Genomic DNA, 25,985 nt, shown 5'->3' with positions numbered 1-25,985 from the left:
TCAGTACCAGAGATCCCGCAACGGGGTCTCTGGCTGATAGTGAGTCAGCACCTGCGCCTGCAGCAGTTCGGCGGTCGCCACCGCATCGGTCAGGGCGTGGTGGGCGCTGTAGTGCGGCAGGCCGTAGCGCAGGCGGCTGTCGGCCAGACGAATGGATTCCACCTTGCGGCCAAATAGCCGGGCCAGCCAGCCGGGTTGCGCGCTGCCCCGGTGCAGGCGGGCCTCGAGCTGCATGGTGTCGATCACCGGGAAGGTCAGCGACTCGCCCAGGTGCTGTTGTACCGCCCGATCCAGAAAGGCGCGTTCAATGGCCCGGTAATGCACCACCATGATCTTGCCGGCCATGGCCTTCAGTACCCGGTCCAGTACAGCGGCCATTGGCGGCGCCTGGCGGATGTCCGAATGGGTAATGCGGTGAAAGGTGATGGACTCTTCGCTCAGCGGGGTGTTGGGCTTGACCACCTCGTAGAAGGCGTCGCGGCAACGAATGCGCTGCAGGTCAAAGGGCACCAGGCCGATACTGACGATGGCGTCCCGGCGTGCATCCAGGCCGGTGGTTTCGATGTCCAGGGCGATCAGCTGCGCCTGTTCCAGCGGCGTGTCGCCACTGGCACAACCGGCTTGGTAAAAGGCTTGCAGCGCCGGATGGCGGCTGCGCTCGGCGCGCCGAGCCAACTCGTTGGTCCAGTCGATGGCGGGGCCGCCCGGGGCGGCCGGGGTAAAACGAATCATAGAGTCCGGGTAACGGGCAGGTGCGGGTAGCGAAAGCGCAGAAACTTCTGGGCGTTGCTGAGCACCTGGAACGCTTCCTTGAGGTTGTGTCGCTCGGCGGCGGGAATGTTCTCCGGCTCAACGTCGTTGTCCGGGTCCATGCCGTCTTCAAGATCGACCGCCTGGTGGCGGATGCGTACCAGTGACAGAAACTCCAGCGCGTAGCGCAGGCGTTCCAGCGCTTCGGGAGGCATCAGCTTGGTCGCAGCAATGGCGTCCAGGCGGTCAAAGGAATTTTGCGCCCGCGAGCCGCAGGCCAGGGCGTGCACGCGGATCAGGTCGGTCAGCGGCGCGGTGCCGCGGCGCTTGAGGTTGATGACGTTCTTGTGGCGGCCGTCTTTTTCCATCACAAAGGTGCGGAAGAAGCCCAGCGGCGGCGTGCGGTTGAGTGCGTTGCGTGCCAGCGCGGCGAGGAACGGCTCGTTGCTGCTGGCGCGTTCGGCCAGCAGTTCCTGCAGCTCTTCAACCAGCGCGCTTTCTCCGTAGACCGCATCCAGATCAAAGAAGATGCAGCTATTGAGCAGCGCCTCGGGTTTGGGGCGGTCGATCCAGTCATTGAAATAGCCGCGCCAGACCGACAGCGGCTGACGCCACTTGGGATTGGTCGCCATGATGCCGCCCTTGCAGTAGCTGTAGCCGCAGGCCGCGAGACCGTCGCTGACGATGGTCGCCAGCTGGAAAAAGTAATCGTCGTGCTGCGCCGGATCGAAGCGATCATCCAGTACCAGGGCGTTGTCCTGGTCGGTGACCACCAGCTGCTCATCACGGGCCATTGAACCCAGCGCCATGAAGGCATAGGGCACCGGCGGCGGGCCGAGCTGGTCTTCGGCCAGCTCCAGCAGCCGCTGGGTAAAGCTGCGACCGATGCCGGACATGGCGCTGCCGATCATGTGGGCGCTGGCTTCGTCGCGGGCCATGCGCACAAAGGTGGCACGCACGTCCGGCAGCAGGCTTTTCAGCTCCTCTGCCGACTGCTTGTTATAGATGGCGCTGACCAGATAGAGGCTGCTCTGGGACTCGTACTTGATGATGTCGCTGAGGTTGATCAGGCCGATCGGACGCCGCCGGGTGACCACCGGCAGGTGGTGGATGTTGTTGCGCAGCATGCTGAGCATGGCTTCGAACACGGTGTCATCGCCCTGCACGGTAATCGGGTTGGGCGACATGACGTCGCTGACCGGGGTGTCCAGCGGCAGCCCTTCGGCCAGCACCCGGGTGCGGAAGTCGCGGTCGGTGATAATGCCGACCATGACGCCGTGGTGCGGCTCGGCAACCGGCACGCGGTCAGGGTTGGGCCACTGGCTGTGCGGGTCGACCACGACCAGCGAGGATACGCTCTGGCTGGTCATCACCTGGGCCGCTTCCTGCACGCTGGTGGTCAGCGGCACGGTCACCGGCAGGCGCGAGATCAGCTTGCGCACCTTGATCTTCATCAGCTCGCTGGCGCGGCCGTTCTCGACTGCCGCCTTGAGCCGTGACTGGCCCTCGGCCTCGACAAAGTCGGCAAAGTGCTCGTATTGCTCGCATAGCTGATCGAACAGGGTGCCGGGTATGTAATACAGCAGCGTGTCTTCAATGGCCTTGGCAGGAAAGCGCACGCGGTTGCGTCGCAGCAGGCCGAAATGGCCAAACACATCCCCTTCGGTCAGCCGGTTGTAGAGGTCACCGTTGCGGCGGAATATCTCCACCGCGCCACTGCGCACATAGTGCAGCTCGTGGATTTCCTGGTTGAAGGTGAGGATCTGGGTCCCGGCCTTGCAGTAGCCGATTTCCACCTGTCGGGCGACCTCATCCAGCACGTCCTCGGGCAGTTCGTCGAAGGGGGGGAAGCGGCTGAGGTGGTCGCGAATCTCGATCAGTTCAATCTGCATGTCACATCCGGTCCGGGGGATACGCTTTCAGTGTAATGGCTAGAAGGGCGTTGGTCAGGTCTGTTGCTGCAACGCGCTCAGTTCGCCGCGCAGAAACTCGCGGAACAGCCTTACCCGTGCTGGCGCCTGCGCACCGCTGAGGCTGATGGCATACAGGGTACCCGGCGCGACCTGCCAGTCCGCTAGAATCGGCAGCAGCGCGCCGTCGGCCAGACTGCGGCGGGCGATCAGGTCCGGCAACGGGCCGATGCCGACACCGCTGCACAGCAGTTGGTGGGCGCTGGCGTAGTCGCTGGTGCGCATCACCGGCTTGAGGGTGAGATTGGCCTCCCGGCCGCGGGCGTCGCTCAGCTGCAGCGTGGCAGCGCCGACCATCTCGCGGCAGGCCAGTAGCTGGTGTTCGACCAGTTGGGCCGGTCGCAGGGGCGGCTCGCGCCCGGCGAGATAATCGGGTGCGCAGTACAGCGCGATACGAAAATTGATCAATGCCGAGGCCCGGTAGCTCATGTCCGGCAGGTTGCCCGGTGTGGCTCTCAGCGCGAGGTCGATCCGGTGGGCGCTGAGATCCAGCGGTGTGTCGGTCAGCAGCAATTCAATGTCGATCTGCGGATACAGCTCGCGGAAACGCGCCAGCAGCGGCGGTAGTACGCCAACGCCAATATCCAGCGGGGCGGTCAGCCGCAGGTGTCCGGCGGCGATCTCCTGAGCGGCGCGCGCGCTGGCGCTGGCGTCGGCCAGCAGGGTAAGGGCATCGCGGGCCTTCAGATAAAAGGCCGTGCCTTCCTCGGTGGCCGATACCGAACGCGGTGTGCGCGCCAGCAGGGCCACGCCGAGGCGTTGCTCCAGCCGCGACAGGCGGCGGCTGATGCTGCCCTTGGTTTCACCGCGCTCGCGGGCGGCGGCCGAGAGTGTGCCGAACTCGATAACCGCGCAAAAGGCATAGAGGTCTTCCAGTGACCCGCCTAGGGTTTCCGATTCGTTAACCATGGGTTCCTTATCTGCAGTCTTATGTAAATTTGGAAACCAGCATAATCTGCTCTCCATCAACTCAACGCAACGTCTGGAGACACATCATGAGCAACCAAAACACTGTAACCCCTGGCCTGGCCATCTTCGAGCGCCTGGCGCCGCTGGGCTATCCGCTGATCCGCATTACCGCTGGCCTGATGCTGATGCCGCATGGCGCGCAGAAACTATTTGGCTGGTTTGGCGGCTACGGCCTGGAAGCCACCGGCCAGTTCTTTGAAGGCTCGTTGGGCATGTCCCCCGGCATTCTGTTTGCGCTGTTGGCGGGCCTGGTGGAGTTCTTTGGTGGTCTGGCGCTGGTTCTTGGTTTGCTGACCCGTCCGGCGGCGCTGGCGGTCACCTTCATGCTTGGGGTGGCGCTGACAGTGCACACGGCCAACGGCTTCTTCTGGACCAATGGCGGAATCGAATACCCGCTGCTGTGGGCCCTGACGGCCTTCGGTATCTTCCTGCGCGGTGGTGATCGCTTCTCGCTGGACCGTCGTTTTAACCTGCCGTTCTGATATTGACCAAGGAGGATTGAGCATGTCTGCCAATCGACTGCCGACGGTCTTTCTTCCCCATGGCGCCGGTCCCTGCTTCTTCATGGAGTGGGAACCGGCCGACACCTGGCAGGGCATGGAAGCCTGGTTGCGCAATCTGCTGCCGAGCCTGAATGTGGCTCCCCGCGCCCTGCTGGTGATCTCCGCCCACTGGGAAGAACCGGTCTTTACCCTGAATACCCAGGCCGCCCCCGGCCTGTTGTTTGACTACTACGGCTTTCCGCCGCACACCTACCAGCTGACCTGGCCGGCGCCTGGGGCGCCGGAGCTGGCTGGCGAGGTTGCGGAGCTGCTTGAAGATGCCGGGTTCAGCACCGCGCGTGATAACCAGCGCGGGTTTGATCATGGGGTGTTTATCCCGCTCAAGCTGGTGCGGCCCGAGGCGGATATTCCGGTGCTGCAGCTGTCGCTGCGTGCCGATATGGACCCGCAGGCACACCTCGAGCTGGGACGTGCCTTGGCACCGCTGCGCGAGCAGGGCGTGCTGATCATCGGCAGCGGCATGAGCTTTCACAATATCCCGTTGATGCGCGCCAGCCTGGCGACGCCGGCCCCGGCCATCGACGCCTTTGATCGCTGGTTGCGGGAAACGGTGGTGCTGCCGCAGGCCGAGCGCGATGCTGCGCTGGCGGACTGGCAGCAGGCGCCGGGCGCGCTGCTGGCGCACCCCGATGCCGAGCATCTGCTGCCGCTGCATGTGGTGGCAGGCGCGGCAGCTGACAGCCCCGGACGCACTGACTTTCATCAGGTGGCGATGGGGGTACCGCTGGCCGGCTTTGTGTTTGCCGACTGACTTCGCGCTGGTGCAGGATGAGGGCAACGGGTTATGGAGGCGTGGTGATGACGTTTGATCAGGACTTGCTGACGCAGCTGCGTGATGCACGGCATGGGGTGGTGTTTACCGGTGCCGGGGTGTCGGCGGAGAGCGGTATTGCCACCTTTCGTGATGCGCTGAGTGGCCTCTGGTCGCGCTTTGATCCGATGCAGTTGGCGACCCCAGAGGCGTTCGCCGCCGACCCTGAGCTGGTTTGGGGCTGGTATGAGTCGCGGCGCAGGCAGGTGCTTTGCAGCTCACCCAACCCCGGCCATATCGCCATCGCCGAATTGGCCAAACGGCTGCCGCAGCTGACGCTGGTTACCCAGAACGTCGATGATCTGCACGAGCGCGCCGGCAGCCGCGATGTGTTGCACTTGCACGGCAGCCTGCATTACCCGCGCTGTAGTCGCTGCGCGGCGCCATTCGAGCTGGCTCCCGCGCCACGGGTAGAAGCGACCGAAGGTCGACGCCTGGCGCCGCCACGCTGCCTGCAGTGCGGTGGGGCAGTGCGCCCGGGGATTGTCTGGTTTGGTGAGAGCCTGCCGGTGGCCGCGCTGGAAACGGCCTTCGCTGCGGCGGCTGACTGTGATCTGTTGCTGTCGGTGGGCACCTCAGGTGTGGTCTACCCGGCTGCGCAGGTGCCCGAGATTGCCTTGCACAACGGTGCGACTGTGGTACACGTCAATCCCGACCCGCAAGCGCTGGGAGGCACTGACGAATGGTTGTTGGCAGGTGCGGCGGGCGAGATTTTGCCGGCGTTGCTGCAGGCGGCTTTTCAGGATTGAGCGGGAGGCATCATGGCTAGTGGCTGGGCACAGGACGGGGCGGTACAGGAGCAGATCGATGCGACACGCGACTCGGCGGTTGAGCGCGCCCGGCAGGATCTGCCCAAGGGCGAAAGCCTGAGTCATTGTGAACACTGTGGCGAGCCGATTGCCGAGCGCCGTCGTCAGGCGCTGCCGGGTGTGCGCCTGTGTCTGGCCTGCCAGGCAGAGCAGGAGAAAGACGCCCGGTTCGATTCCGGCTATAACCGCAACGCCAGCAAGGACAGCCAGCTGCGCTAGCTGCAAGCGGGCTGATGGCGAGCGCCACCAGCCTGTCAGGCTTACTCGGTCACCGGTTCCTGGTAGTAACCCACCGCGACCAGATAGTTGCCGACCTTGCGGATCAGGGTTTTCTTCTCCTCCGGGCGTTCGGTCACCGGGTTGGGCCAGCTGTAGGTCACGCTGTCCTGACCCGCTTCGACGGCATCGAGAATCTGTTCACCGACACGTGCACCGTCGCGGTTTTTCAGCTCGGGGAAGTGAATATTCAGCAGGCGACGGCTGTAGCCGTGCGCCACCATGCTCATGCTGTCCATATCGACCACGAACACATACAGATCATCGCGGTTGAATTCGGGGTCCAGGCGGTTGATTCGATTGATGGTCGCGCTCGGGTCCGCCTCGATGGCGGCGGCAGCATCATCCAGCAGCGCCTTGGCGGCGGCCTCGCTGGAGCGGGGCAGGTAGTAGCCCACGGCGAAGGTCTTGCCGTCGACCTTCTGATAGAACACGTGCTTGCGTTCGACCTTGCCGTCGTTCCAGTTCATCCAGCGATATTCGGCGCTGGAGACGCTGTCCGAGTCGGGCTGCTGCAGCGCCGAAGCAAAGGCTTCCTGCAGTTCCGGGTCAAGCAGGGGGCGGATGTCGCGACCGATCAGTGCGGCCGAGGGGCCGCCGCTGGCCAGCATGTAGCCGTTCTCGTCAACCACGTAGACGTATTGGTCGCCATCAACGAATTCGCCCTGGCGGCTGAAGCGAGCAAAGGCGGCGCTGCCTTCCTCGCGGTAGGCGGCAACCGCCTTGTGCAGCAACTGCGCAGCGCTGGCCGCCTGCTGCTCGTAGCCAGGTTCGCTGGGCGGGGTCGGGGACGTGGCCTGTGCTGCGGTCGTGAACAGCGCTGCCATGGTCAGAGCAGCAATCATGACCGGTTTCTTGAAGTTCATAAGCATTCCTCTGCGGGATGTTGTTGTTATCTGGACGCGATTGTCCTCCTTCAGCTTAGGAGGATACTGGACGCTGTCTAGCGGGGCGGCATTGCGCGGGGTCAATGTTGTCGCTGGTTGTGCTGGCCCGGCAAGCGCCTGACTGAACCAGAGGGCTCTGGCGCGGGCTCTGCATGGTTTGCACAAAAGCATCATGCAGCCAGCTGACGGGGAGTACCTGCAAGGACGGAATACTTTTTGCTTAAATTGCTAGCAATGTGTTTGCTGATCGCTAGATAACAGGAGTGTTCTGAATGTTGGCTGAATCCCGCCGCGGCGTGATCTGTACCCCCCACAATGATGCCAGCGCAGCAGGCATGCGCATGCTGGACGCCGGTGGTACTGCCATTGACGCGATGCTTGCTGCAAGCGCGACCCTGGCGGCGGTATACCCGCACATGACCGGGCTGGGCGGCGATGCACTCTGGATGCTGCACGATGGGCAGGTGCGCACCATTGTGGGGATCGGGCAGGCCGGGCAGCAGTTGCCCGACGGGGGGCGGATTACCCTGCGTGGCCCGGCGTCGGTGGCCACCACCGCTGGCGCCATGGCGAGCTGGGAGCTGGCGGGCAAGATCAGCCGCGAGCAGTGGGGCTCACGGCTGGGCTGGCGCGATCTGCTGGAAGACGCTGCGGTGCTGGCGCGTGACGGTGTCGAGGTGTCGGCCTCGCAGCTGTTCTGGCAGCAGCAGCGTCACGATCTGATCGAATCCCTGCCGGACCTCAAGGCGCTGTGCCAGCAGCAGGGGCGCTGGTTGCAGACGGGAGACCGGCTGCGCCAGCCGGCGTTGGCTGACACGCTGGAGCAACTGGCGCGTCATGGCGTGCAGGACTTTTATCAGGGTGAACTGGGTGTGGCCTTTGCCGAGTCCTTTGCCCGGCTGGGCTGCGGCTTGAGTCGTGACGATCTGCTGGCGACCCGGGCCGAACTGGTCGAGCCGATCTCCATCCGTTATCGGGGCGGCACCTTGTTCAACGTTGCGCCGCCCTGTCAGGGGCTGTACACCCTGCAGGCCATGGCCGCGCTGCAGAACAAGGCACTGCGCGCCTGTGGCGATGGCAGTGCGCGCTATTACCACTATCTGGTCGAGGCGATTAAACAGGGGCTGCTGCGGCGCAACGCTGAACTCTGTGATCCGGCCTTTGCGGACTGGGATTTTCGTTCCAGCCTGTCGGAAGGCTGCGGGCGCGATTACGCCGCGATCATCGACGACCACAAGGCGGCGGCCTGGAACGAGCCGGGCCGTCCGGCCGATACCGTGTGGATGGCGGCAACCGACGCTGAAGGGCGCACGGCCTGTCTGATCCAGAGTCTGTTCCATGACTTCGGCTCAGGTTGTGTGCTGGGCGACACCGGCGTGCTCTGGCAGAACCGCGCTGCCGGATTCAATGCCGACCCAACGCACCCCAATGCCTGGGCGCCGGGCAAGCGGCCCGCGCATACGCTCAACCCCTCCGGCTATCTGGCTGATGACGGCCGCCAGCTGTTTTTTGGTACCCAGGGCGGTGACGGTCAACCGCAGACCCAGATGGTGCTGGCAACCCAGTTGATCGACTTTGCCAAGCCGATTGATGAGGCGCTGCGCACGCCGCGCTTTTTGCTGGGCCGCAGCTTCTTCGACAGTACCGACAATCTCAAGCTGGAAGCCGATATTGACCCGCAGGTGGCGCAGAAGCTGGCCGCGATGGGGCATGATATCGAGATGATTCCGGCGGCCAGCCCGTTTACCGGCCAGGCCGGGGCGATTGCGCTGTATCCGGATGGGCGGCGGCAGGCGATGCATGATCCGCGCGGGCAGGGCGTGGCACTGGGACAGGCGTGACCCGGTCGGTTGTATATGGCCAGCGGGCAGAGCGATAATGCGGCTGCTCCGCACCCCATGCCGGAGTGGGCACACCAGACGACGAAGCAGAGGGCACCTTGGTCGGTAAACCGCAAACCAGCAAGCAGGCAGAAGTGCAGCGCATCATCGACGCGCTGTCCAGGGCCATTGCCCAGCATCGCCTGCGGCCCGGTACCCGTCTTGTCGAAGCCCAGATCGTTGATGCCCTGAAAGCCAACCGCAACCACGTTCAGGCGGCGCTGCAGCGCCTGGCTTTGCAGCGGATCGTGACCATTGAACCGAATCGTGGCGCGCTGGTTGCCCAGCCGAGTGCCGCCGAGGCGCGCGACGTATTTGCGGCGCGGCGGGCGATTGAGCGCGGGATCGTCGAGAGCATCACTCCTGAGGCCATGCGTCGCCACCGTCAGCGGGTTACCACCCATGTGCACAATGAGCGCAAGGCAACCAACGCCACGGATCGGCGTGAGATTGTCCGCGAGCTGAGCGAGTTTCACCTGATGCTGGGGGATATCTGCGGCAACCGGGTGCTCAGCGAGATCCTCGCCAACCTGATGGTTCGCAGTTCGCTGATCGTCGCGCTGTATCAGCGTAACGACGTGCCCTCCTGTGCCTCGGACGAACACGAAGAGATTCTTGATGCGCTCAGCGAAGGCGACCACGAGCGCGCCGTGCGGGTGATGGTCGAACACCTGGACGAGCTGGAAAGCCAGCTCGACCTGGAGGACGAAAGCGCGCCGGAAGTTGACCTACGCGAGGCGTTGAGCGGCCTCTGACGGCGCCACCCGCAGCAGCCTTGCAGAGCTGCGCTCAAATGTCTGCTGTCCTGCCTTAAAGCCCATCAACGGGGCGCTCAGCTGTGCTACCACCGCCGCCGCCGATGGCGCATCAAATACCACAAAGTCTGCCCGGCAGCCGGGCTGCAGACCGTAGTCGGGCAGGCGCAGCAGGCGTGCCGAGGTGGCCGATACCCAACCCAGACAATCCAGCAGCTCCTGCTCGGTCGCCAACTGACTGACGTTGGCGAACAGGTTGGCCTGACGAATCAGCGACGCATCACCGTAGGGCGTGAAGGGGTTGTCGATATTGTTGGTCGACAGCGAGCAGATCACGCCGCCCGCGTGCAGTGATGCCAATGGCGCCAGCCCGCGTGGCTTGTTGTGAAACTGCTCGCGGCCGGTCAGAAACAGGTCGGTCGAGGGCAGGCAGGTGACCGCCACCCCGGCCTCGGCCAGCGCCTTTGCCATAGTCTCCAGTTCCTCGCGGGGCAGGGCTGACAGCTTGGTGGCGTGACCGACCGCCACGCGCCCTTGCCAGCCGTGCAGGTGAGTCTGCTCGATCACGCAGCCGAGGGTCATGCCCTCGGGATTGAGGTCGAAGTCGAGATGAAAGTCCAGATCGCAGTTGTAGCGCACCGCCAGAGCAAACAGGCGCTGAATCTGCCCTTGCGGGTCGCTGTCGGTGTACGGGCAGCCGCCGAGCAGGTCGGCGCCGGACTCCAGCGCTTCGCAGAGCAGTGCCTCGGTGCCCGGATTGTTGAGCATGCCCTCCTGCGGGAATACGCAGATCTCCAGACTGATCGCCCAGGCGTAGTCCGCCTGGAGGCGCTGCACCGCGCGCAGCCCGGTCAGGCCAATCTGCGGGTCGATCTCGACGTGGGTGCGCATGTGCGTGGTGCCCTGCACGATGGCCTGTTCCAGCACGCTGGCGCCGCGTCGATAAACGTCGTCCTCGGTAAAGCCGGCCTTGGCTTGGCGGGTCTGTTCGACGGCCTCGGCCAGCGTGCCGTGCTGCAGACAGCAGCGGCTCATGATGCAGGCCTTGTCCAGATGGATGTGGGTTTCGATCAGCCCGGGCAGCACCAGCAAGCCGTCCAGGTCGCGCTGGATGATGGGCTCACGGCTGCTGAACTGGCTGACAAAGTATCCGTCTTCAATCCGCAGTTCGTGCAGGCCGCTTTGACCCGGCAGACGCAGGTTGCGCAGGTGCAGACAGCTCATGCGACCGCTCCTTCACCAAGGTAGGCCGCTTCCAGCTCGCGGTCACCGCGCAGGGCCTCGGCACTGCCGGATTTGACGATGCGGCCGGTTTCCAGCACGTAGGCGCGGTCGGCGACCTGCAGCGCCAGATTGGCCATCTGATCGACCAGCAGCAGGGTCACGCCTTCATCGCGCAGCGCAGCGAGCGCGTCGTACAACTCGCCGATCATCGCCGGCGACAGCCCCAGCGACGGCTCGTCGAGCAGCAGAATGCGGGGCTTGGCCATCAGGCCACGGCCAACGGCAACCATCTGCTGCTCGCCGCCGGAGAGCAGGCCGGTCGGGCTGTCGATGCGGTCGCGCAGGCGCGGGAAGCGTTGCAGGATGGCTTCGATTTCGGCCTCGACATCGACCTTGTCCGCGCGCGCAAAGGCGCCCAGCATCAGGTTGTCGCGTACCGTCAGCTGCGGGAACATCTGCCGTCCTTCCGGCACCAGTGCCAGCCCGCGGGCGGCGATGCTGGCAGCGTCGCTGTGATGAATGCTTTCGTTGTCCAGCAGAATGCTGCCGGAGGTCGCCGGGTGCAGCCCGGCCAGGCACTGCAGAATGCTCGACTTGCCTGCGCCGTTGGCACCGAGAATCGCAATCAGCTCGCCGGGGTTGACCACTAGGTTGACCCTGTCGACCACCGGCGCGGCGCCGTAATCGAGCACCAGATCCTTGATGAACAGACGGGCATCGCGTGAGCCGTTCCACGGCTTGGCGCGCGGTGGCGCCTGGTATTCGGTGCCGCCGAGGTAGGCGGCGATCACGTGGGGCAACTGGCGAACGTCTTCGGGCTCGCCCCAGGCAATCGGTTTGCCGGCGTCCAGCACCAGCAGCTGATCGGATACGCCCATGACCAGGGTCATGTCGTGTTCAACCAGCATCACCGCGATATTGAACCCCGCCAGCTGGCGGAACAGTGCAGCGAGCTGGTCGGTGTCGCTGCGGCTGAGGCCGGCAGCGGGTTCATCCAGCAGCAGGACCGCCGGGCGTGAAGCCAGTGCGCGGGCAATCTCGACCAGACGGCGATCGACGTGGGGCAGCTCATCGACGGCGGTGTTGACCGAGCCCTGATAGCCGACCAGTGCCAGCAGTTGCAGAGCCATTTCCCGCTGCTCTGTGCTGGCGGCGGAGAGGATGCGGCTAAGACGGCCCCGCTGCATGCCGGCCAGCACGTTGTCGAGCACCGACAGTTCGCCGAACAACTGGGTCGTCTGATAGGTGCGGGCAATACCGGCGCGGGCGACTTTCCAGGCGGGCAGACCGGCCAGGTCACTGTTGAGCGTAATGCTGCCGCTGTCCGGTGCGTAGAAGCCGCTGATCATGTTCAGCGCGGTGGTCTTGCCGGCGCCGTTGGGGCCGATGATGCTGGTGATGCTGCCGGGGCGGGCGGTCAGGCTGACGTTGGCCGCGGCCTGCACGCCGCCGAAGTTGATGCCGATGCCGTTGACCTCCAGCGCGGGGCTGTTGGCTGGGCGGGCGATAAATTCGCGGATGCGTGCCATGTCCGGTTCTGCTGGCGCTTGCAGGTTTTGCGGGCGCATCCACAGCCGGGCCGCGGTGCCGAGCAGACCGCGCGGGGCAATCCACAGCACACCCAGAAGCAGGCCGGAAAAGATCAGCAGGCGGTACTCGGCCATGTCCGAGAGCATCTCCGGCAGCAGCACGATCAGCAGCGCGCCGAGCACCGGGCCAAGCACTGAGCCGGCGCCGCCGACGATGACTGCCAGCACGAACAGAATCGACTGGGAGAACGGGAACGAGGCCGGGTTGATGAACATCATCAATGGCGCGACCAGCGAACCGGCCAGACCGGTCAGCAGTGCCGACAGGCCGAAGGCCAGGGTCTTGGTCTGCACCGGGTTGAAGCCCAGTGAGCGTGCGGCGATTTCCGAGTCCTTGACCGCGCGCATGGCGGTACCCCAGCCGCTGCTGCGCAGGCGCTGGTAAAACAGCAGCGAGCCGCCCATCAGCAGGCTGGCGAGCAGCGCCATCAGCACCGCCGGGTCCATGTCACCCAGTTGCGGCATGGGAATGCCCATCAGACCGTTGGCGCCGCCGGTCAGGCCGCGCCACTCCACCAGTCCGTGATGCACTACCAGCGCAAAGGCGATGGTGATCATCGCCAGATACGGGCCTTCGACCCGCAGTGCCGGGATCGCCAGCAGTGCGCCCAGCGCACCACTGATCAGCGCGGCGGCGATCATCGCCAGACCCAGCGGGCAACCGGCCATGGTCAGCAAGGCGCAGACGTAGGCGCCGATCGCATAGAAAGCGATGTGACCGAAGGAAATCTGGCCACTCAGGCCGATGAGAATGTTCAGCCCGGCGCCGACCACTACGGTCAGGGCGAAGAAGCTGAACACCAGCAGAGAATAGCTGTCGAGGGTAAACGACAGCACCACGCCGCCAAGGGTCAGGGCGGCGGTAGCCAGCAGGTTCGCCAGCGAGATCGTGTTGATCATACTTTCACCAGTGTCTTGCTGCCGAACAGGCCGTCCGGACGAAGTGCCAGCGCCAGGATGACCAGCGCGAAGGTAAATATCTGGGTAAAGGCCGAGCCGAAGTAGATGGTGACGATGGCCTCGACCAGACCGAACAGCAGGCCAGCCGCGAACACGCCGCCAGCACTGGCGATGCCGCCGAGGATGGCGACCGCAAAGGCCTTGAGGCCGAACAGCGTGCCCATCTCGGCACTCACATTGAACAGCGGCGCGATCAGCATGCCGGCGATGGCGGCAAACACCGCCGAGATGGCAAAGGCGATGGCGACCACCCAGTTGACCCGAATGCCCATCAGCATGGCCGCCCGCGGGTTCTGCACGCAGGCTTCCAGTACCTTGCCGAGACGGGTGTAGCGGCGCACCAGCATCAGCGCCAGCGCGATGGCTGCGCCGATCAGCGGAATCATCAATTGCAGCGGTGAGACCTGCGTGCCCAGCAGGCTGAAGGCGCTTTCGGTCAGCGAACTGGTGAACTGGCGCGGCTCCTTGCCGAAGGTAAACATCGCCAGGTTGTCGACCAGAATCCCGGCGGCCACGGTCGCCATCAGCCAGGCGTCCGAGCCGCGCGAGCTGAAGGGTCGCACCAGAAAGCGCTCTACCGCCAGCCCGTAGATGGCAGACAGCGTCAGCGTCGCCGGGATCGCCAGCCAGATTGGCCAGCCCCAGGTAATGCAGAAGCTGTAACCCAGCACAGCGCCGAGCATCATGGCGCTGCCCTGGGCAAAGTTCACCGTGCGCGACACCACGTAGGTAATGTGGAAGCCGAGCGCCAGCAGGGCGTACATGCTGCCGAGACCGATGCCGGTCAGCAGGGCGGCGGTAATCATGGTTCTACTCCTTGTCGGCGACCCGCAGGCGCGGATCGCCTTCCTGCCAGATCAGGGTTTGACCGGGACGATGCTGCCGTCCACGAAGTGGGTGAACACGTAATCCTGCGGGCCCAGCGCGTCGTGCTGCTCTGGGGTGAAGGGCGTGCTGTAGTCCTTGATCAGACCGGCGTAGCTGTCGATGGCGTAGAAGCCGTCACGCACCGCGGTGCCGTCGGTGCTGCCGGCCTTCTCGATCGCCAGCGCGCTCAGGTGCATGGCGTCATAGGCGTTGGCGATCCCCACGGCCGGGGTGATGTCGGCCAGGCTCTGGATCTCCGGGTAGCGGGCTTTCAGGGCGCTCAGTACTTCATCGCCCTTGGCGCTGTTGTTCTCGGTGAACACGTAGGTCTGGATGAAGTGCACGCGGTCAGCATTGGGGCCAGCCAGTTCGCTGAAACGGCCACCCGCCGGGCCCCAGTGGGACACTACCGGCACGTCCCAGCCCATGCGGTCGAGGGATTTCACTACCTGCGCAGACGGACCGACGTTGCCGACCATCAGCAGGGTATCGGCGCCGGCATTCTTCAGGCGGGTCAGCTGCGGGATCACGTCCAGATCGCTGCCTTCAATCCGCTCGATACCGGCCCACGCCATATCGCGCTGTTCCAGTGCGTGACGGAAGCCCTTCTCGTTGGACTCACCCCAGGGGTTGTTGATCAGCAGCATGCCCGGCTTTTGCATGCCGTACTCGTCGATGCCGTACTGCACCAGAGCTTCGTCGACGATCTCGTCCATGGCCGAGACGCGGAATACGTAGTTGTCGCTGGCGCCGTTCTGGGTAATTGAGGTGCCCGCAGCCCAGGCCCCCATAAAGGGCACTTTCATCTGGTTGACCAGCGGCACAATCGCCAGTGAGACGGGCGTGTCGAGGCCGCCGAACAGCACGGTGACCTTCTCGCGCTGAATCAGCTCGCGGGCGGCCAGCATGCCTTTGGCGGGGTTGCTTTCGTCATCGCGGCGGATCAGCTCGACCGGACGGCCAAGGATGCCGCCGTCGGCGTTGATCTCATCGATAGCGATGGTCAGGCCGCGAGTCAGTGCCTCACCGGATTTGGCCGACTGGCCGGACAGCGCGGCCACGAGACCGATCTTGATCGGCTCGACCGCCAGTGCCGGGCTGCTCATCAGCAGGCCGAGGGTGGTGACAGCGACGGCCTGGGGCCAGAGTCGTCGAAACGGTTTCAGTACCTTGAACATTGTCTTCTCCTAAGATGGCTAGCATTCGCATGATATTTGCTAGCAAAATGGAGACCATGTTTGCAGACCGCTGAAATAGCGGCCCTCAGCGGGGAATGCTCATGGATATCGCACTTTATGAGTGCGCCCCGCACCGATAGCAGGCGCGCCGCGCGCCGAACACGCTCTAGTGGAGATAGACAGATGGGTTTTGAGAATAAGGCAGTACAGATTGTTAGCGATTTTCTGGCGGCATCCATGGCGCCGGACCCGGTTTTGGCAGCGACCTTCATGGCCGATGATGTACGCATCACCTTTACCGGTGGCCGGGCGATGCCCAGCGCCCACGAAATCACCGCGTTCAATGCCGGGCGCTATAGCTGGGTCAAGAAGCAGCTGGGCCAGTTTGACTGGACCGAGCATGCCGACCACACCGTGGTCTATTCCAACGGCACCCTGTACGGCGAATGGCCGGACGGCCGCACCTTCAGTGGCAACCGCTATCTCGACCGCTTCGAGGTGCGCGATGGCAAGATCACCCGGATGGACGTCTGGAACGACAGCGCCGAATGGATCCTCAGCCCGGAGATTGCCCGGCCCTGAGCATTACTGGCGGCTGGCAAACTGGCTGGGTGTCATGCCGATCTGCGTGCGAAATGCGGCGATAAAGGCCGAGGTGGAGTCGTAGCCACAGGCCAGCGCGATGTCGGTTACCCGCTCGCCGCGTTCCAGCATCGGCAAGGCGCTGAGCAGTCGCAGGCGCTGGCGCCAGGCGCGGAAGCTCAGACCGGTGTCGCGCTGGAACAGGCGAGTCAGGGTCTTCTCGGAACAGCCGAGCTGTCCGCTCCAGTCGCTCAGCGTCAGGTTCAGCTCCGGGTTGTCGAACAGCGCCTGACAGACCTGCTGCAGGCGCGCTTCGTCCGGCCAGGGCAGATACAGGCCGGTATCGCGGGCGGCGGTCAACTGGTCGAGCAATACCGCGACCAGTCGCCCGTCGGCACCGCTCTCGTCGTACTCGACCGGAATGCGACCGAACTGATTGATCAGCTCGCGGGTCAGCGGGTTGATCTCCAGCACCGCGCAATGACCTGCCTGCCACGGCATGGCGTTGCGTTCGATGTAGAGGCTGCGCATCTCCGTGTCGGGTGAGCTGATGACTGCGTGCGGCAAATCCGGCGGCACCAGAATCGCCCGCTGCGGCGGGGCGAGAAAGCGGCCGTTGCGGGTGTGCACCGACAGCACGCCGGATATGGCGTAGGACAGCTGTGCCCACGGGTGGCTGTGCCAGTGGGTCGTGGTGCTGCGGGCGAGCGACTCGCTGCGCGCATACAGCGGGCGCGGCAGGGCCGGCAGATCCGGTACCGCGCGCAGATTCAGGTGCCTTTGTCCGTTTGTCGACATTGTGCTTTCCAATCGCGTTAGTCGGTCGAAGCTTCAGACAGTAGACTGCGGCCTCGCGCGTCGCAACATTGATAACGAAAAACGAGATACCACCATGGCACGACCACGCTTTCTTCCCGACAACATGACCCTCTGCCTGATTGCGGTGGTGATTGCCGCCAGCCTGTTCCCGGTGCAGGGTCAGGCCGCCGTGGCCTTTGACGGCCTGACCAACGCGGCCATCGCGCTGCTGTTCTTTATGCACGGCGCCAAGCTGTCGCGCGAGGCGATCATTTCCGGCATGACCCACTGGCGGCTGCATCTGCTGGTGTTCTCCTGCACTTTCATCATGTTCCCGCTACTGGGCGTACTGCTCAAGCCGGCGCTGGTGCCGCTGGTAGGGGATGAGCTCTATCTGGGTATTCTGTTCCTCTGCGCGCTGCCTGCCACCGTGCAGTCGGCGATTGCCTTTACCTCGATTGCCCGCGGCAACGTTGCTGCGGCGGTCTGCAGCGCGGCAACCTCCAGCCTGCTGGGGATCTTCGTTACGCCGCTGCTGGTGCTGCTGCTGATGGGCGCGCAGGCCGGTGACTCCAATACCCTGGATGCGATCGGCAAGATTGTGGTGCAACTGCTGCTGCCGTTTATTGCCGGCCAGATCGCCCGGCGCTGGATCGGTGACTGGGTGGCGCGCAACAAGGGCTGGCTGAAGAGTGTGGATCAGGGCTCGATTTTGCTGGTGGTGTTTGGTGCCTTCAGCCACGCGGTGGTCGAGGGGATCTGGCAAACGGTGCCGTTGACCGATCTGCTGGGTCTGGTGGTCGCCTGCTGCCTGCTGCTGGCGTTGGTGCTGGGGCTCACCGCCTGGCTGGGTCGCCGTCTGGGCTTCAACGTCGAAGACCGCATCACCATCATCTTCGCCGGTTCCAAGAAGAGCCTGGCCACCGGCGTGCCGATGGCGCAGGTACTGTTTGCTGGCGGCGCGCTGGGGACGCTGATCCTGCCGCTGATGCTGTTCCACCAGATTCAGCTGATGGTCTGCGCGGTACTGGCCGAGCGTTACGGCCGGCGCGAAGAGACCGGTATCGAAGACGTCGCCTGAGTACGAGGGTCAGCTCAGGCTGCCCTGCGGCAGATGATCGAGCGGCAGCGCCGTCTGCGACTTGACGGTCGAGATGGCGAAGTTGCTGCGGATGTCGCTGACCCCGGGCAGCTTGAGCAGGGTGCTGAACAGAAAGTCCTCGTAGGACGCCAGATCTGGCAGCACCACCTGCAGCAGAAAGTCCGACTCGCCTGACACCACGTGGCAGGAAATCACTTCCGGCAAATCAATCACCGCGGCGCGAAAGGCGTTGGCCGACGCGTCATGGTGCCGTTCAACCTTTACCCCGACAAACACCGTCAGTCCCAGGCCGCTTTTGCTTCGATCCAGTTCTGCGTGGTAGCCACGAATCACGCCGGCCTCTTCCAGCAGACGCACGCGGCGTAAACACGGCGAAGGAGACAGGCCGACCTCTTCGGCCAGCTGCACGTTGCTCAGTCGGGCGTTGCGCTGCAGGGCGTCGAGGATGCGTCTGTCCAGGTTGTCCAATTGCATTGGCATATTCTCAATTTATTTGGTTTTTCACTGGCAGTTTATGCCAATAAATAAAGCTCCGGCGCACTAACTCGCAATGACCTGTATCGCCATTCGGCCCTACGATAGTTGTTGAGAGATGACACGGCCGGAGCGCGCCTGAGATGACGGAATTGTGGATGTTTGTGGGTGCCCTGGCGGTGGCCTATCTGGTGCCGGGGCCCGACATGCTGCTGTTGCTGCAGACTGCAGCGAGCCACTCGCGGCTGCAGAGTGCTGCAACCATTGCCGGGCTGGCACTGGCTCGGGCGGCCCACGTCGCGCTGGCCGGGCTGGGGCTGGCGGCGCTGCTGCAGGCGGCGCCCTGGGCCTTCAACGCGGTACGGCTGTTTGGCGCCGGGTATCTGATCTGGCTTGGCATCTCGATCTGGAGGGCGTCATCGCTGGTGCCGGAGGACGCTTGCGCCAAGCGTTCGCGGACCGCGCTCGCGGCGTTCCGGCGCGGGTTGCTGACCAACATCAGCAACCCCAAGGCGCTGCTGTTCTGTTCGGTGCTGCTGCCACAGTTCATTCACCCGCAGACCGGTAGCGTCGCGCTGCAGTTCACGCTGCTGGGGCTGATTGTGCTGTTGGTGGGCGTGTGCTTTGACCTGCTTTACGTCTCCGGCGGCAAGCTGCTGGGGGGGATGTTGCGCGAGCGACCGCGCTTGCAGCAGCTGCAGCGCTGGGCATTTGGCGCGCTGCTGGTGGGTTTTGGTGCCCGGCTGATGTTTTAGCTCCGTGGCAGTTCCGGGCATGGCTGCGCGAGAATTCGGCATTGACCTGCTGTGTGTGGCTCGACATGCTCTGTCGTCTACCCTTTGCTGTCTGGTTTCAGAACACAGGAAGACATCGCATGAGTGACAACAGCTATACGCCGCCCAAGGTATGGACCTGGGACAGTGAGAACGGCGGCAAGTTTGCCAGCATCAATCGCCCGATTGCCGGACCGACCCACGAGAAGACGCTGCCGGTCGGCAAGCACCCGTTCCAGCTGTATTCGCTGGCCACGCCCAACGGCGTCAAGGCAACCATCATGTTCGAAGAACTGCTGGCGCTGGGCCATGCGGATGCCGAATACGATGCCTGGCTGATTCGCATCAACGAAGGCGATCAGTTCGGCAGTGATTTTGTTGCCATCAACCCCAACTCGAAGATTCCGGCTTTGCTGGATCACGGCACCAACCCGCCGACCCGGGTATTCGAGTCCGGCTCCATCCTGCTGTATCTGGCCGAAAAGTTTGGCGCGCTGCTGCCAGCGGATCACGGCAAGCGCACCGAAGCGATGAACTGGCTGTTCTGGCAGATGGGCTCGGCGCCGTATCTGGGTGGCGGCTTTGGTCACTTCTACGCCTACGCGCCCGAGAAGTTCGAATACCCGATCAATCGCTTCAGCATGGAAGTCAAACGCCAGCTGGACGTGCTCAATCGCCATCTGGCCGACAACCGTTACATGGCTGGCGACGAGTACAGCATCGCCGATATCGCGATCTACCCGTGGTACGGCCTGCTGGTGGAAGGCAGTTTGTATGAGGCCGCGGAGTTTCTGTCGGTACACGAATACGAACACGTGCGCCGCTGGGCCGCCGAGATTGCCGCACGGCCAGCTGTGCAGCGTGGCCGTCGGGTCAACCGGGTGTGGGGCGACGAAGCCCTGCAGGTGCCCGAGCGGCACGACGCCAGCGATATCCGCGACGCCTGATCTGCATCGCGTTGCCGCACTCCAAACAGCCTCCGCAACGGAGGCTGTTTGCGTTTCTGCAGGTGTTTTTATTCCTCCCCTGGCCAGTCCCGCGTGTCGGGTCCACATTGCTGGATCGTATTAATTGTTATAACGTAACGTATTTGCGCAGCCTCAATTGAATCGCCCGTCAGAGTGCGGTGGTGAGGCGCGGCTCACGCCTGTCCAGAGGATTACCCGATGAATGATCTAGCCCGGTCTGCGTCCGCAGCCCGCAAACTTCCCGTAACAGTGTTGTCCGGCTTCCTTGGTGCCGGCAAGACCACACTGCTCAATCATCTGTTGAACAACCGCGAAGGCCGTCGGCTGGCAGTCATCGTCAATGACATGAGCGAAGTGAACATTGACGCTGCGCTGGTGCGCGATGGCACCGCTCAGCTGTCGCGTACCGACGAGAAACTGGTGGAGATGAGCAACGGCTGCATTTGCTGCACCCTGCGCGAGGACTTGCTGGAAGAGGTTTCCCGGTTGGCCGCAGAAGGGCGCTTTGACCAGTTGGTTATTGAGTCTACGGGCATTTCTGAGCCGCTGCCGGTGGCTGAGACTTTCACCTTTGAAGCGGAAGACGGCAAAAGCCTGAACGAAGTGGCTCAGCTCGACACCATGGTCACGGTGGTCGATGGCTTCAATTTCCTGCGTGATTACAGCTCGCAGGACAGTGTGCAGGAGCGTGGCGAGTCGCTGGGCGAAGAAGACGAGCGCAACGTGGTCGATCTGCTGATCGAGCAGGTCGAGTTCTGCGATGTCATCGTCGTCAACAAGACCGACCTGATCAGCGCGGAGGAGCGCGACCGCTTGATCGCCATTCTGGCCAGCCTCAACCCGCGCGCGCGGATCGAACTGGCCGAGTTTGGTCAGGTGCCTTTGGACCGGGTACTCGATACCGGACTGTTTGACTTTACCGCTGCCTCCCAGGCTCCGGGCTGGTTGCAGGAGCTGCGCGGCAGCCACACGCCGGAAACCGAAGAGTACGGCATTTCCAGTTTTGTCTATCGCGCGCGTCGCCCCTTCCATCCGCAGCGCTTTTTTACTCTGGTCAACATTGAATGGCCGGGTGTGGTGCGTTCCAAGGGCTTTTTCTGGTTGGCCTGCGCGCCGGCCATGGCCGGGCAGTGGTCGCAGGCCGGTGCAGTCGCACGGCACGGGCCGGCCGGCATCTGGTGGGCGGCGGTACCGCCGAAGCAGTGGCCGGATGATCCGGAGTCGGTCGCCTTGATCCGCAGCAAATGGGATGAGCACGTGGGTGACGCCCGCCAGGAGCTGGTGCTGATTGGCATGCAGATGGACCAGGCCGCGCTGTGCGCCGCACTGGATGCCTGTCTGCTGAATGATGAGGAAATGGCGCAGGGGCCCGCTGTCTGGGAGAGCTGGGACAACCCGTTCGAGGGCTGGGGGCGCTAAGCGATGTCCACACAGACACTCCTTCGCGAGCGACCTGCGCTGAGTCACACCGGGGCTCATTGGGCCACTGGTGCGGATCTCGGCGTGCTGGCCGACGTCTTTGATGAGACGGTGACCATCGCCATCATGCAGCGTCAGCTGGACTCGGCGATGCGGGTCAGCATCGCGGCCCAGTGTGCGGCGCAGCCCTGGCAGCTGTCCTGGCGCGGCGCGCCGGATACAACGCTGGAGCAGGCGCTGATCCGCAGCATGCCCGCACCACAGCAGGCTGACGCGGTGGTGTCTGATGTGCGCCTGCTGGCCGAGGCGATGGCGTGCCTGTTTGACGTTGACGCCGTGGGCATTCGCATGCGTTTGCTGGACGGTGCCATGTGTCCACGCTTTCACTGCGACAATCTGCCGGTGCGCCTGGTAACCACCTACAGCGGCCCCGGCAGTGAATGGGTGCCTGAGGTGGCGCTGAACCGCGCCGGCCTGGGCAAACCCTTGCCGGGCAAGCCGGAGCTGGTGCGCGATATCGGCGCCATTCGCCAGTTGGCCGCAGGCGATGTCTGCTTGCTCAAGGGCAGTGGCTGGGTGGGCAACGAAGAGCGCGGTATTGTGCATCGCAGCCCGGCGGTCGCGGCCGGGCACACGCGCTTGCTGTTGACGATTGATCCGGAGTTCAGCTGAACCGCGAGGGTGCTTGACCCTGTAGCGACTTCAGGGTTTTCAATGGGGGTGACTGGCGCAAGCCAGTCACATGGATACCCGATTGAGCCAGCGGAGCACCTGTCATGTCTGCACACCAGCACGACCACCCTGATCACAGCCACAGCCACAGCCACAGCCACAGCCACAGCCACAGCCACAGCCACAGCCACAGCCACAGCCATGGCAGCGGCAAGGTATTGCTGTTTGCCCTGATCTTTACCGGTGCCTTTGCCATCGTCGAGGCGGTTGCCGGCGTGCTGGCCAACTCGCTGGCATTGCTCTCCGATGCGGGGCATATGCTGACGGATTCGCTGTCGCTGGCGGTCGGTGCCGTGGCGGCCTGGCTTGCGAGCAGACCGGCTTCGCAGCGGCATTCCTTCGGGCTGCAACGGGCCGAGGTGCTGGGCGCCCTGATCAATGTCATCTTCATGTTTGTGGTGGTCGCCTTTATTGCCTGGGAGGCGGTGGAGCGGCTGTTTGATACGCCGGAGGTGGATGGCGGGGCGGTGTTGCTGGTCGGAGGCTTGGGCCTGCTGGTCAACGTCATCGTTGCATGGGTGCTGATGCGTGGTGAGCAGAACATGAACGTGCGCGGCGCGTTGCTGCACGTGATGGGCGATCTGCTGGGCTCGGTGGCGGCCATTGCGGCGGGCTTGATCATTTATCTGGGCGGGCCGTCGATCATGGACCCGCTCCTGTCGCTGCTGGTCTGCGTGCTGATTCTGGTCTCGGCTGTGCGACTGCTCAAGGCGGTAACCCATGTGCTGATGGAAGGTGTGCCTGCGGGCATCGAGCTGGCCGAGGTGCGCCTCGCGCTGGCTGACATCGAGGGTGTGCAGGCGGTACATGACCTGCACATTTGGAGCCTGTCATCCAGCAAGTACGCGTTGGCTGCGCATGTGGATATCGACCTGCTGGCACGCTGGCCTGGCATCCTGCCGCAGATTCAGCAGCTGCTGCGCGAGCGCTTTGGCATTACCCACAGCACCCTGCAACCGGAAGACCGGGTTCTTGGGGCGCGTTGCGAGTTGAGCGCAGAGTGCGCTGCGCGTTGAAAGAAATATCTTGTTACATCCTGTTATGTCAATGAAACCGCTCTGCCTCGGGCGGTTCATGCGCGGCATCTAGTGTTTTGGTTCCTCCAAAACCGTGTCTTGAAAGGATGCATGATGTCGATACGTACAGGTGTTTTTGCCTTACTCGCAGGCGGTCTGCTGACCGGCTGCCTCTCCTCCAGCAGTGACAGCAGTGACGACAACCCGGCCCAACCGGTACCAACGCCTCCCGAGGCCCAAGCGCTCAAGATTGGATTGATTCCCGACACCCAGGGTGGCGGGCAAAATGCCTCAATCATGCCGATGCGTGCACTGATGGAGTTTTACCGTGAGCAGGACGTTGACCTGCTGCTGATCGTGGGTGATCTGTCGGAAGAAGCCACGCCAGCCGAATACGCGCAATGGCGCAGTGTGGTAGATGACTACCGCGAAGACTTCGTGATGCTGCCGCTGCAGGGCAATCACGATATCAAGGGCACCGATCAGGACTGGTACGACAACGTCAGCGACCTGATCCCGGCCGATGCCATTCAGATGGCCGGTCAGCAGGATAAGAATTACGCGCTGGTGCGCGACAATGTGCTGATTGTGGTGGTCTCCTACGGACAGATTCCGTACGCCTACGACTTTGTCCGCGAGATGATCGAAACGCATCGCGGGCAGGTGGACCACATTATCGTCACCTCCCACAACACCATGGTGGGCGCCCGCTACGGCAATATTCGCGAGCGCGCGGTTGAGGCCTATGACACCTCGGCTTCCGACCAGGCCTTCCTGCTGGTGCACGAGGATTACCGCCAGTTGTTCGCCGAGAACGACGTGCTCTACGTCGCCGGTCACGAGCACCAGTATCTGCGCAGCCTGGTGTCGGGTTACTACGGTGGTCACTACACCGAGCTGGTCAGCGGCAACGCCTCCTACAAGGGCTACGACAGCCGCTTTGGCGAGAGTGAGCTGATCCAGAATGTGGTGATGACCAAGATCAACGACGGCAGCAACGGCTCGCTGGACGTCAACGCCTCGATCCTGACCTTTACCGGCAACCTGGTTGATTACCGCTCCTACTATGAAACCCACACCATCTTCAGTAACGAAGACGGCATGCGCGAGCTGGCCGAGCCCGAGTGGAAGCTGATCGATCGCTTCACCCGCACCACGGATCGGTGCGACAAGATTGTCTTCCCATCGAGTATTCCGGAAGGCAACCAGCTCAACATGACCCACGACAAGAGCTATCGCACCAGCCCCTGCACCTCAGCCAGTGGCTTTACCGCGCGGATTCTGGATGGCGAGAACCGTATCTTCAACCGCTACGACACCCGTACCCGCACCACCAACGTGGAACCGGGTGTCTCCACCGCCCAGTCCAACACGGCACTGGCGGCCCGTTACTACCGCTGGCTGCATATTCCGCACGCGAGTTATAACCCGAACCTCAACAACAGTCAGCGTGTGCGGCTGATCAACGCCGGTACCCCGGATGAAGAGGTGCAGATCCGCGAAACCACCATCGACCTGAAAAAGCAGGTCTCGCTGAGCTGGACCGCGGCGCAACAAGGATCGGTGTCGGACGTGCTGATCGTCAGTGGTATTCAGGGGCAGGACGGCACCTACGTCGGTGCCCGCGGCGCGACGAAGAACCTGGCGACTGATGTCGGCTTTGCCGGCAGCTATGGTGATGGCAGTGAGCTGGGCAAGCAGCCGGTGACGCTGCCGGCCGGTCGGGTCAACAGCAACTGGGTGCTGGATGACGACGCCCGTGGCGATGACTTTGTGCTGCAGTTCAACCTGCCGGCTGACGCCGATCCGGCGACCCTGAACCTGGCCCGCTGGGATGCGGTTGCAGAGGCCTGGGTTGCCGTCGCCCCCGCCAGTTGCCTGAGCAATGTCGCCTACGACAGCAGCTACCTGGACAGCCTGCCGGCTGGCGTTGCTGCCGAGTGTCCGACAGCCGCCGGTCTGGTCGATGTCGGCGTGCCGCACATCTGGGCGCGCCTGGATCAGGAAGGTGCCTACGCGCTGATCACCCGCGAGTAAGTTCGCGCGGTAAGGTGGTGCAACAACGCCCGGCGCATGCCGGGCGTTGTCGTTTCTGAGGGGCAATAAGCCTGCGCGGGTGCCGACCGGTGTCGTGTTATGGTCCAATCTGGTTGCTGCGCGCCAGACTGAGCACGTACACCCTCCGCAACCCTTCGATATCTGCAATGAGAAACAGCATGGCCGATCCCCACCACTTGCAACGCTTCGTTGATGCCCAGGCCGATGGCTATGCCGCTGCGCTGGCCGAGCTGCAGGCCGGACGCAAGACCTCGCACTGGATGTGGTTTGTATTTCCGCAGTTGGGCGGGCTTGGGCGCAGCAGTACCGCGCAGCTCTACGCCATCGCCGACCTGGCCGAAGCACGCGCCTATCTGGCGCATCCGCTACTGGGCGCAAGGCTTGAGGCCTGCGCTCGGGCGCTGCTGGGCTGGCCGGAACGCACGGCCTGGCAGATTCTCGGCTCGCCGGATGACCTCAAGTTGCGCTCCAGCATGACGCTGTTTGCATTGGCGGCGCCGCATAACCCGCTGTTCAGTGAGGTGCTCGATGTGTTCTGCGGCGGTGAGCCCGATGCGCGCACCCTGCAATTGCTG

Annotated in this window: 24 protein-coding genes and 1 pseudogene; 15 read left to right on the top strand and 10 right to left on the bottom strand. The window is 63.6% G+C overall.

The window, feature by feature from the left end:
• The 3 genes from ASB58_RS15515 to ASB58_RS15505 are packed head-to-tail and all read right to left on the bottom strand — an operon-like array spanning position 1 to position 3,629.
• Complete coding sequence (locus tag ASB58_RS15515) at positions 1 to 732, bottom strand: 3'-5' exonuclease (protein WP_118131519.1); 732 nt, start codon at positions 730 to 732, stop codon at positions 1 to 3.
• On the bottom strand, positions 729 to 2,642 hold the full coding sequence (locus tag ASB58_RS15510; protein WP_096005592.1) for a DUF294 nucleotidyltransferase-like domain-containing protein: 1,914 nt from the start codon (positions 2,640 to 2,642) through the stop codon (positions 729 to 731). The genes ASB58_RS15515 and ASB58_RS15510 overlap by 4 nt, the downstream gene beginning before the upstream one ends.
• Before the next feature lie 54 nt (positions 2,643 to 2,696).
• Positions 2,697 to 3,629, bottom strand: a complete 933-nt coding sequence (locus ASB58_RS15505) for a LysR family transcriptional regulator (RefSeq protein WP_118131518.1) — start codon at positions 3,627 to 3,629, stop codon at positions 2,697 to 2,699.
• Between the two features lie 86 nt (positions 3,630 to 3,715).
• On the opposite strand from ASB58_RS15505, the gene ASB58_RS15500 reads away from it, so the two are divergent.
• The 4 genes from ASB58_RS15500 to ASB58_RS15485 are packed head-to-tail and all read left to right on the top strand — an operon-like array spanning position 3,716 to position 6,091.
• Positions 3,716 to 4,171 (top strand): DoxX family protein, encoded by a 456-nt coding sequence (locus tag ASB58_RS15500; protein ID WP_096005590.1) that lies wholly within the window; start codon positions 3,716 to 3,718, stop codon positions 4,169 to 4,171.
• A gap of 22 nt (positions 4,172 to 4,193) precedes the next feature.
• Complete coding sequence (locus tag ASB58_RS15495) at positions 4,194 to 5,003, top strand: DODA-type extradiol aromatic ring-opening family dioxygenase (RefSeq protein ID WP_118131517.1); 810 nt, start codon at positions 4,194 to 4,196, stop codon at positions 5,001 to 5,003.
• 47 nt (positions 5,004 to 5,050) lie between these two features.
• Positions 5,051 to 5,812: an SIR2 family NAD-dependent protein deacylase gene (locus tag ASB58_RS15490; RefSeq protein ID WP_118131516.1), complete on the top strand. Its 762-nt coding sequence runs from the start codon at positions 5,051 to 5,053 to the stop codon at positions 5,810 to 5,812.
• 12 nt (positions 5,813 to 5,824) lie between these two features.
• Positions 5,825 to 6,091: a DksA/TraR family C4-type zinc finger protein gene (locus tag ASB58_RS15485; protein ID WP_096005587.1), complete on the top strand. Its 267-nt coding sequence runs from the start codon at positions 5,825 to 5,827 to the stop codon at positions 6,089 to 6,091.
• Positions 6,092 to 6,132: 41 nt separating this feature from the next.
• On the opposite strand, the gene ASB58_RS15480 is transcribed toward ASB58_RS15485, so the two are convergent.
• Positions 6,133 to 7,014: a cache domain-containing protein gene (locus ASB58_RS15480; RefSeq protein WP_096005586.1), complete on the bottom strand. Its 882-nt coding sequence runs from the start codon at positions 7,012 to 7,014 to the stop codon at positions 6,133 to 6,135.
• Between the two features lie 293 nt (positions 7,015 to 7,307).
• Between ASB58_RS15480 and ASB58_RS15475 the strand changes: the two genes are divergently transcribed.
• Positions 7,308 to 8,876, top strand: a complete 1,569-nt coding sequence (locus tag ASB58_RS15475; RefSeq protein ID WP_118131515.1) for a gamma-glutamyltransferase family protein — start codon at positions 7,308 to 7,310, stop codon at positions 8,874 to 8,876.
• Positions 8,877 to 8,941: 65 nt separating this feature from the next.
• Positions 8,942 to 9,670 (top strand): GntR family transcriptional regulator, encoded by a 729-nt coding sequence (locus ASB58_RS15470; RefSeq protein WP_235827318.1) that lies wholly within the window; start codon positions 8,942 to 8,944, stop codon positions 9,668 to 9,670.
• On the opposite strand, the gene ASB58_RS15465 is transcribed toward ASB58_RS15470, so the two are convergent.
• Genes ASB58_RS15465 through ASB58_RS15450 form a run of 4 tightly spaced genes read right to left on the bottom strand, consistent with a single transcriptional unit; the run spans position 9,644 to position 15,488 of the window.
• Positions 9,644 to 10,894 (bottom strand): amidohydrolase family protein, encoded by a 1,251-nt coding sequence (locus ASB58_RS15465; RefSeq protein ID WP_118131513.1) that lies wholly within the window; start codon positions 10,892 to 10,894, stop codon positions 9,644 to 9,646. The genes ASB58_RS15470 and ASB58_RS15465 overlap by 27 nt on opposite strands.
• Positions 10,891 to 13,383 (bottom strand): branched-chain amino acid ABC transporter ATP-binding protein/permease, encoded by a 2,493-nt coding sequence (locus ASB58_RS20460; RefSeq protein ID WP_118131512.1) that lies wholly within the window; start codon positions 13,381 to 13,383, stop codon positions 10,891 to 10,893. Before ASB58_RS20460 ends, ASB58_RS15465 begins: the two co-directional genes overlap by 4 nt.
• On the bottom strand, positions 13,380 to 14,249 hold the full coding sequence (locus tag ASB58_RS15455; protein WP_118131511.1) for a branched-chain amino acid ABC transporter permease: 870 nt from the start codon (positions 14,247 to 14,249) through the stop codon (positions 13,380 to 13,382). The genes ASB58_RS20460 and ASB58_RS15455 overlap by 4 nt, the downstream gene beginning before the upstream one ends.
• A 51-nt stretch (positions 14,250 to 14,300) precedes the next feature.
• Positions 14,301 to 15,488 carry an ABC transporter substrate-binding protein gene (locus tag ASB58_RS15450; RefSeq protein ID WP_118131510.1) on the bottom strand — a complete coding sequence of 396 codons (1,188 nt, stop codon included), beginning with the start codon at positions 15,486 to 15,488 and terminating at the stop codon, positions 14,301 to 14,303.
• Between the two features lie 183 nt (positions 15,489 to 15,671).
• Here ASB58_RS15450 and ASB58_RS15445 point away from each other — a divergent pair, with 183 nt between their 5' ends.
• On the top strand, positions 15,672 to 16,070 hold the full coding sequence (locus ASB58_RS15445; RefSeq protein ID WP_118131509.1) for a nuclear transport factor 2 family protein: 399 nt from the start codon (positions 15,672 to 15,674) through the stop codon (positions 16,068 to 16,070).
• A gap of 3 nt (positions 16,071 to 16,073) precedes the next feature.
• On the opposite strand, the gene ASB58_RS15440 is transcribed toward ASB58_RS15445, so the two are convergent.
• On the bottom strand, positions 16,074 to 16,868 hold the full coding sequence (locus ASB58_RS15440; RefSeq protein WP_118131508.1) for an AraC family transcriptional regulator: 795 nt from the start codon (positions 16,866 to 16,868) through the stop codon (positions 16,074 to 16,076).
• 94 nt (positions 16,869 to 16,962) lie between these two features.
• Here ASB58_RS15440 and ASB58_RS15435 point away from each other — a divergent pair, with 94 nt between their 5' ends.
• Complete coding sequence (locus ASB58_RS15435; RefSeq protein ID WP_118131507.1) at positions 16,963 to 17,949, top strand: bile acid:sodium symporter family protein; 987 nt, start codon at positions 16,963 to 16,965, stop codon at positions 17,947 to 17,949.
• 9 nt (positions 17,950 to 17,958) lie between these two features.
• On the opposite strand, the gene ASB58_RS15430 is transcribed toward ASB58_RS15435, so the two are convergent.
• Positions 17,959 to 18,444, bottom strand: coding sequence for an Lrp/AsnC family transcriptional regulator (locus ASB58_RS15430; RefSeq protein WP_235827317.1), 486 nt, complete (start codon positions 18,442 to 18,444; stop codon positions 17,959 to 17,961).
• A gap of 143 nt (positions 18,445 to 18,587) precedes the next feature.
• Here ASB58_RS15430 and ASB58_RS15425 point away from each other — a divergent pair, with 143 nt between their 5' ends.
• The 7 genes and pseudogenes from ASB58_RS15425 to ASB58_RS20295 all read left to right on the top strand — a co-directional run.
• A complete protein-coding gene (locus ASB58_RS15425; protein ID WP_118131505.1) occupies positions 18,588 to 19,199 on the top strand; it encodes a LysE family translocator in 612 nt (203 codons plus the stop codon).
• Between the two features lie 119 nt (positions 19,200 to 19,318).
• Positions 19,319 to 20,164, top strand: a complete 846-nt coding sequence (gene yghU / locus ASB58_RS15420) for a glutathione-dependent disulfide-bond oxidoreductase (protein WP_118131504.1) — start codon at positions 19,319 to 19,321, stop codon at positions 20,162 to 20,164.
• Positions 20,165 to 20,383: 219 nt separating this feature from the next.
• Positions 20,384 to 21,604, top strand: coding sequence for a zinc metallochaperone GTPase ZigA (gene zigA / locus ASB58_RS15415; RefSeq protein ID WP_118131503.1), 1,221 nt, complete (start codon positions 20,384 to 20,386; stop codon positions 21,602 to 21,604).
• Between the two features lie 3 nt (positions 21,605 to 21,607).
• Positions 21,608 to 22,276: a DUF1826 domain-containing protein gene (locus ASB58_RS15410; protein ID WP_118131502.1), complete on the top strand. Its 669-nt coding sequence runs from the start codon at positions 21,608 to 21,610 to the stop codon at positions 22,274 to 22,276.
• Positions 22,277 to 22,380: 104 nt separating this feature from the next.
• Positions 22,381 to 23,352 (top strand): cation diffusion facilitator family transporter, encoded by a 972-nt coding sequence (locus ASB58_RS15405; protein ID WP_118131501.1) that lies wholly within the window; start codon positions 22,381 to 22,383, stop codon positions 23,350 to 23,352.
• Between the two features lie 114 nt (positions 23,353 to 23,466).
• On the top strand, positions 23,467 to 25,389 hold the full coding sequence (locus ASB58_RS15400) for a metallophosphoesterase family protein (protein ID WP_202974644.1): 1,923 nt from the start codon (positions 23,467 to 23,469) through the stop codon (positions 25,387 to 25,389).
• A 167-nt stretch (positions 25,390 to 25,556) separates the two neighbouring features.
• Positions 25,557 to 25,973 (top strand): annotated as a pseudogene (locus ASB58_RS20295) (DUF1810 domain-containing protein); the annotation flags it as partial.
• Between the last annotated feature and the right edge of the window lie 12 nt (positions 25,974 to 25,985).

The organism is Pseudomonas abyssi (genome assembly GCF_003444685.1).
Lineage (GTDB): Bacteria > Pseudomonadota > Gammaproteobacteria > Pseudomonadales > Pseudomonadaceae > Halopseudomonas > Halopseudomonas abyssi.
The sequence above is the reverse complement of the archived record's forward strand: the minus strand, read 5'-3'. Positions and strand labels throughout refer to the sequence as shown.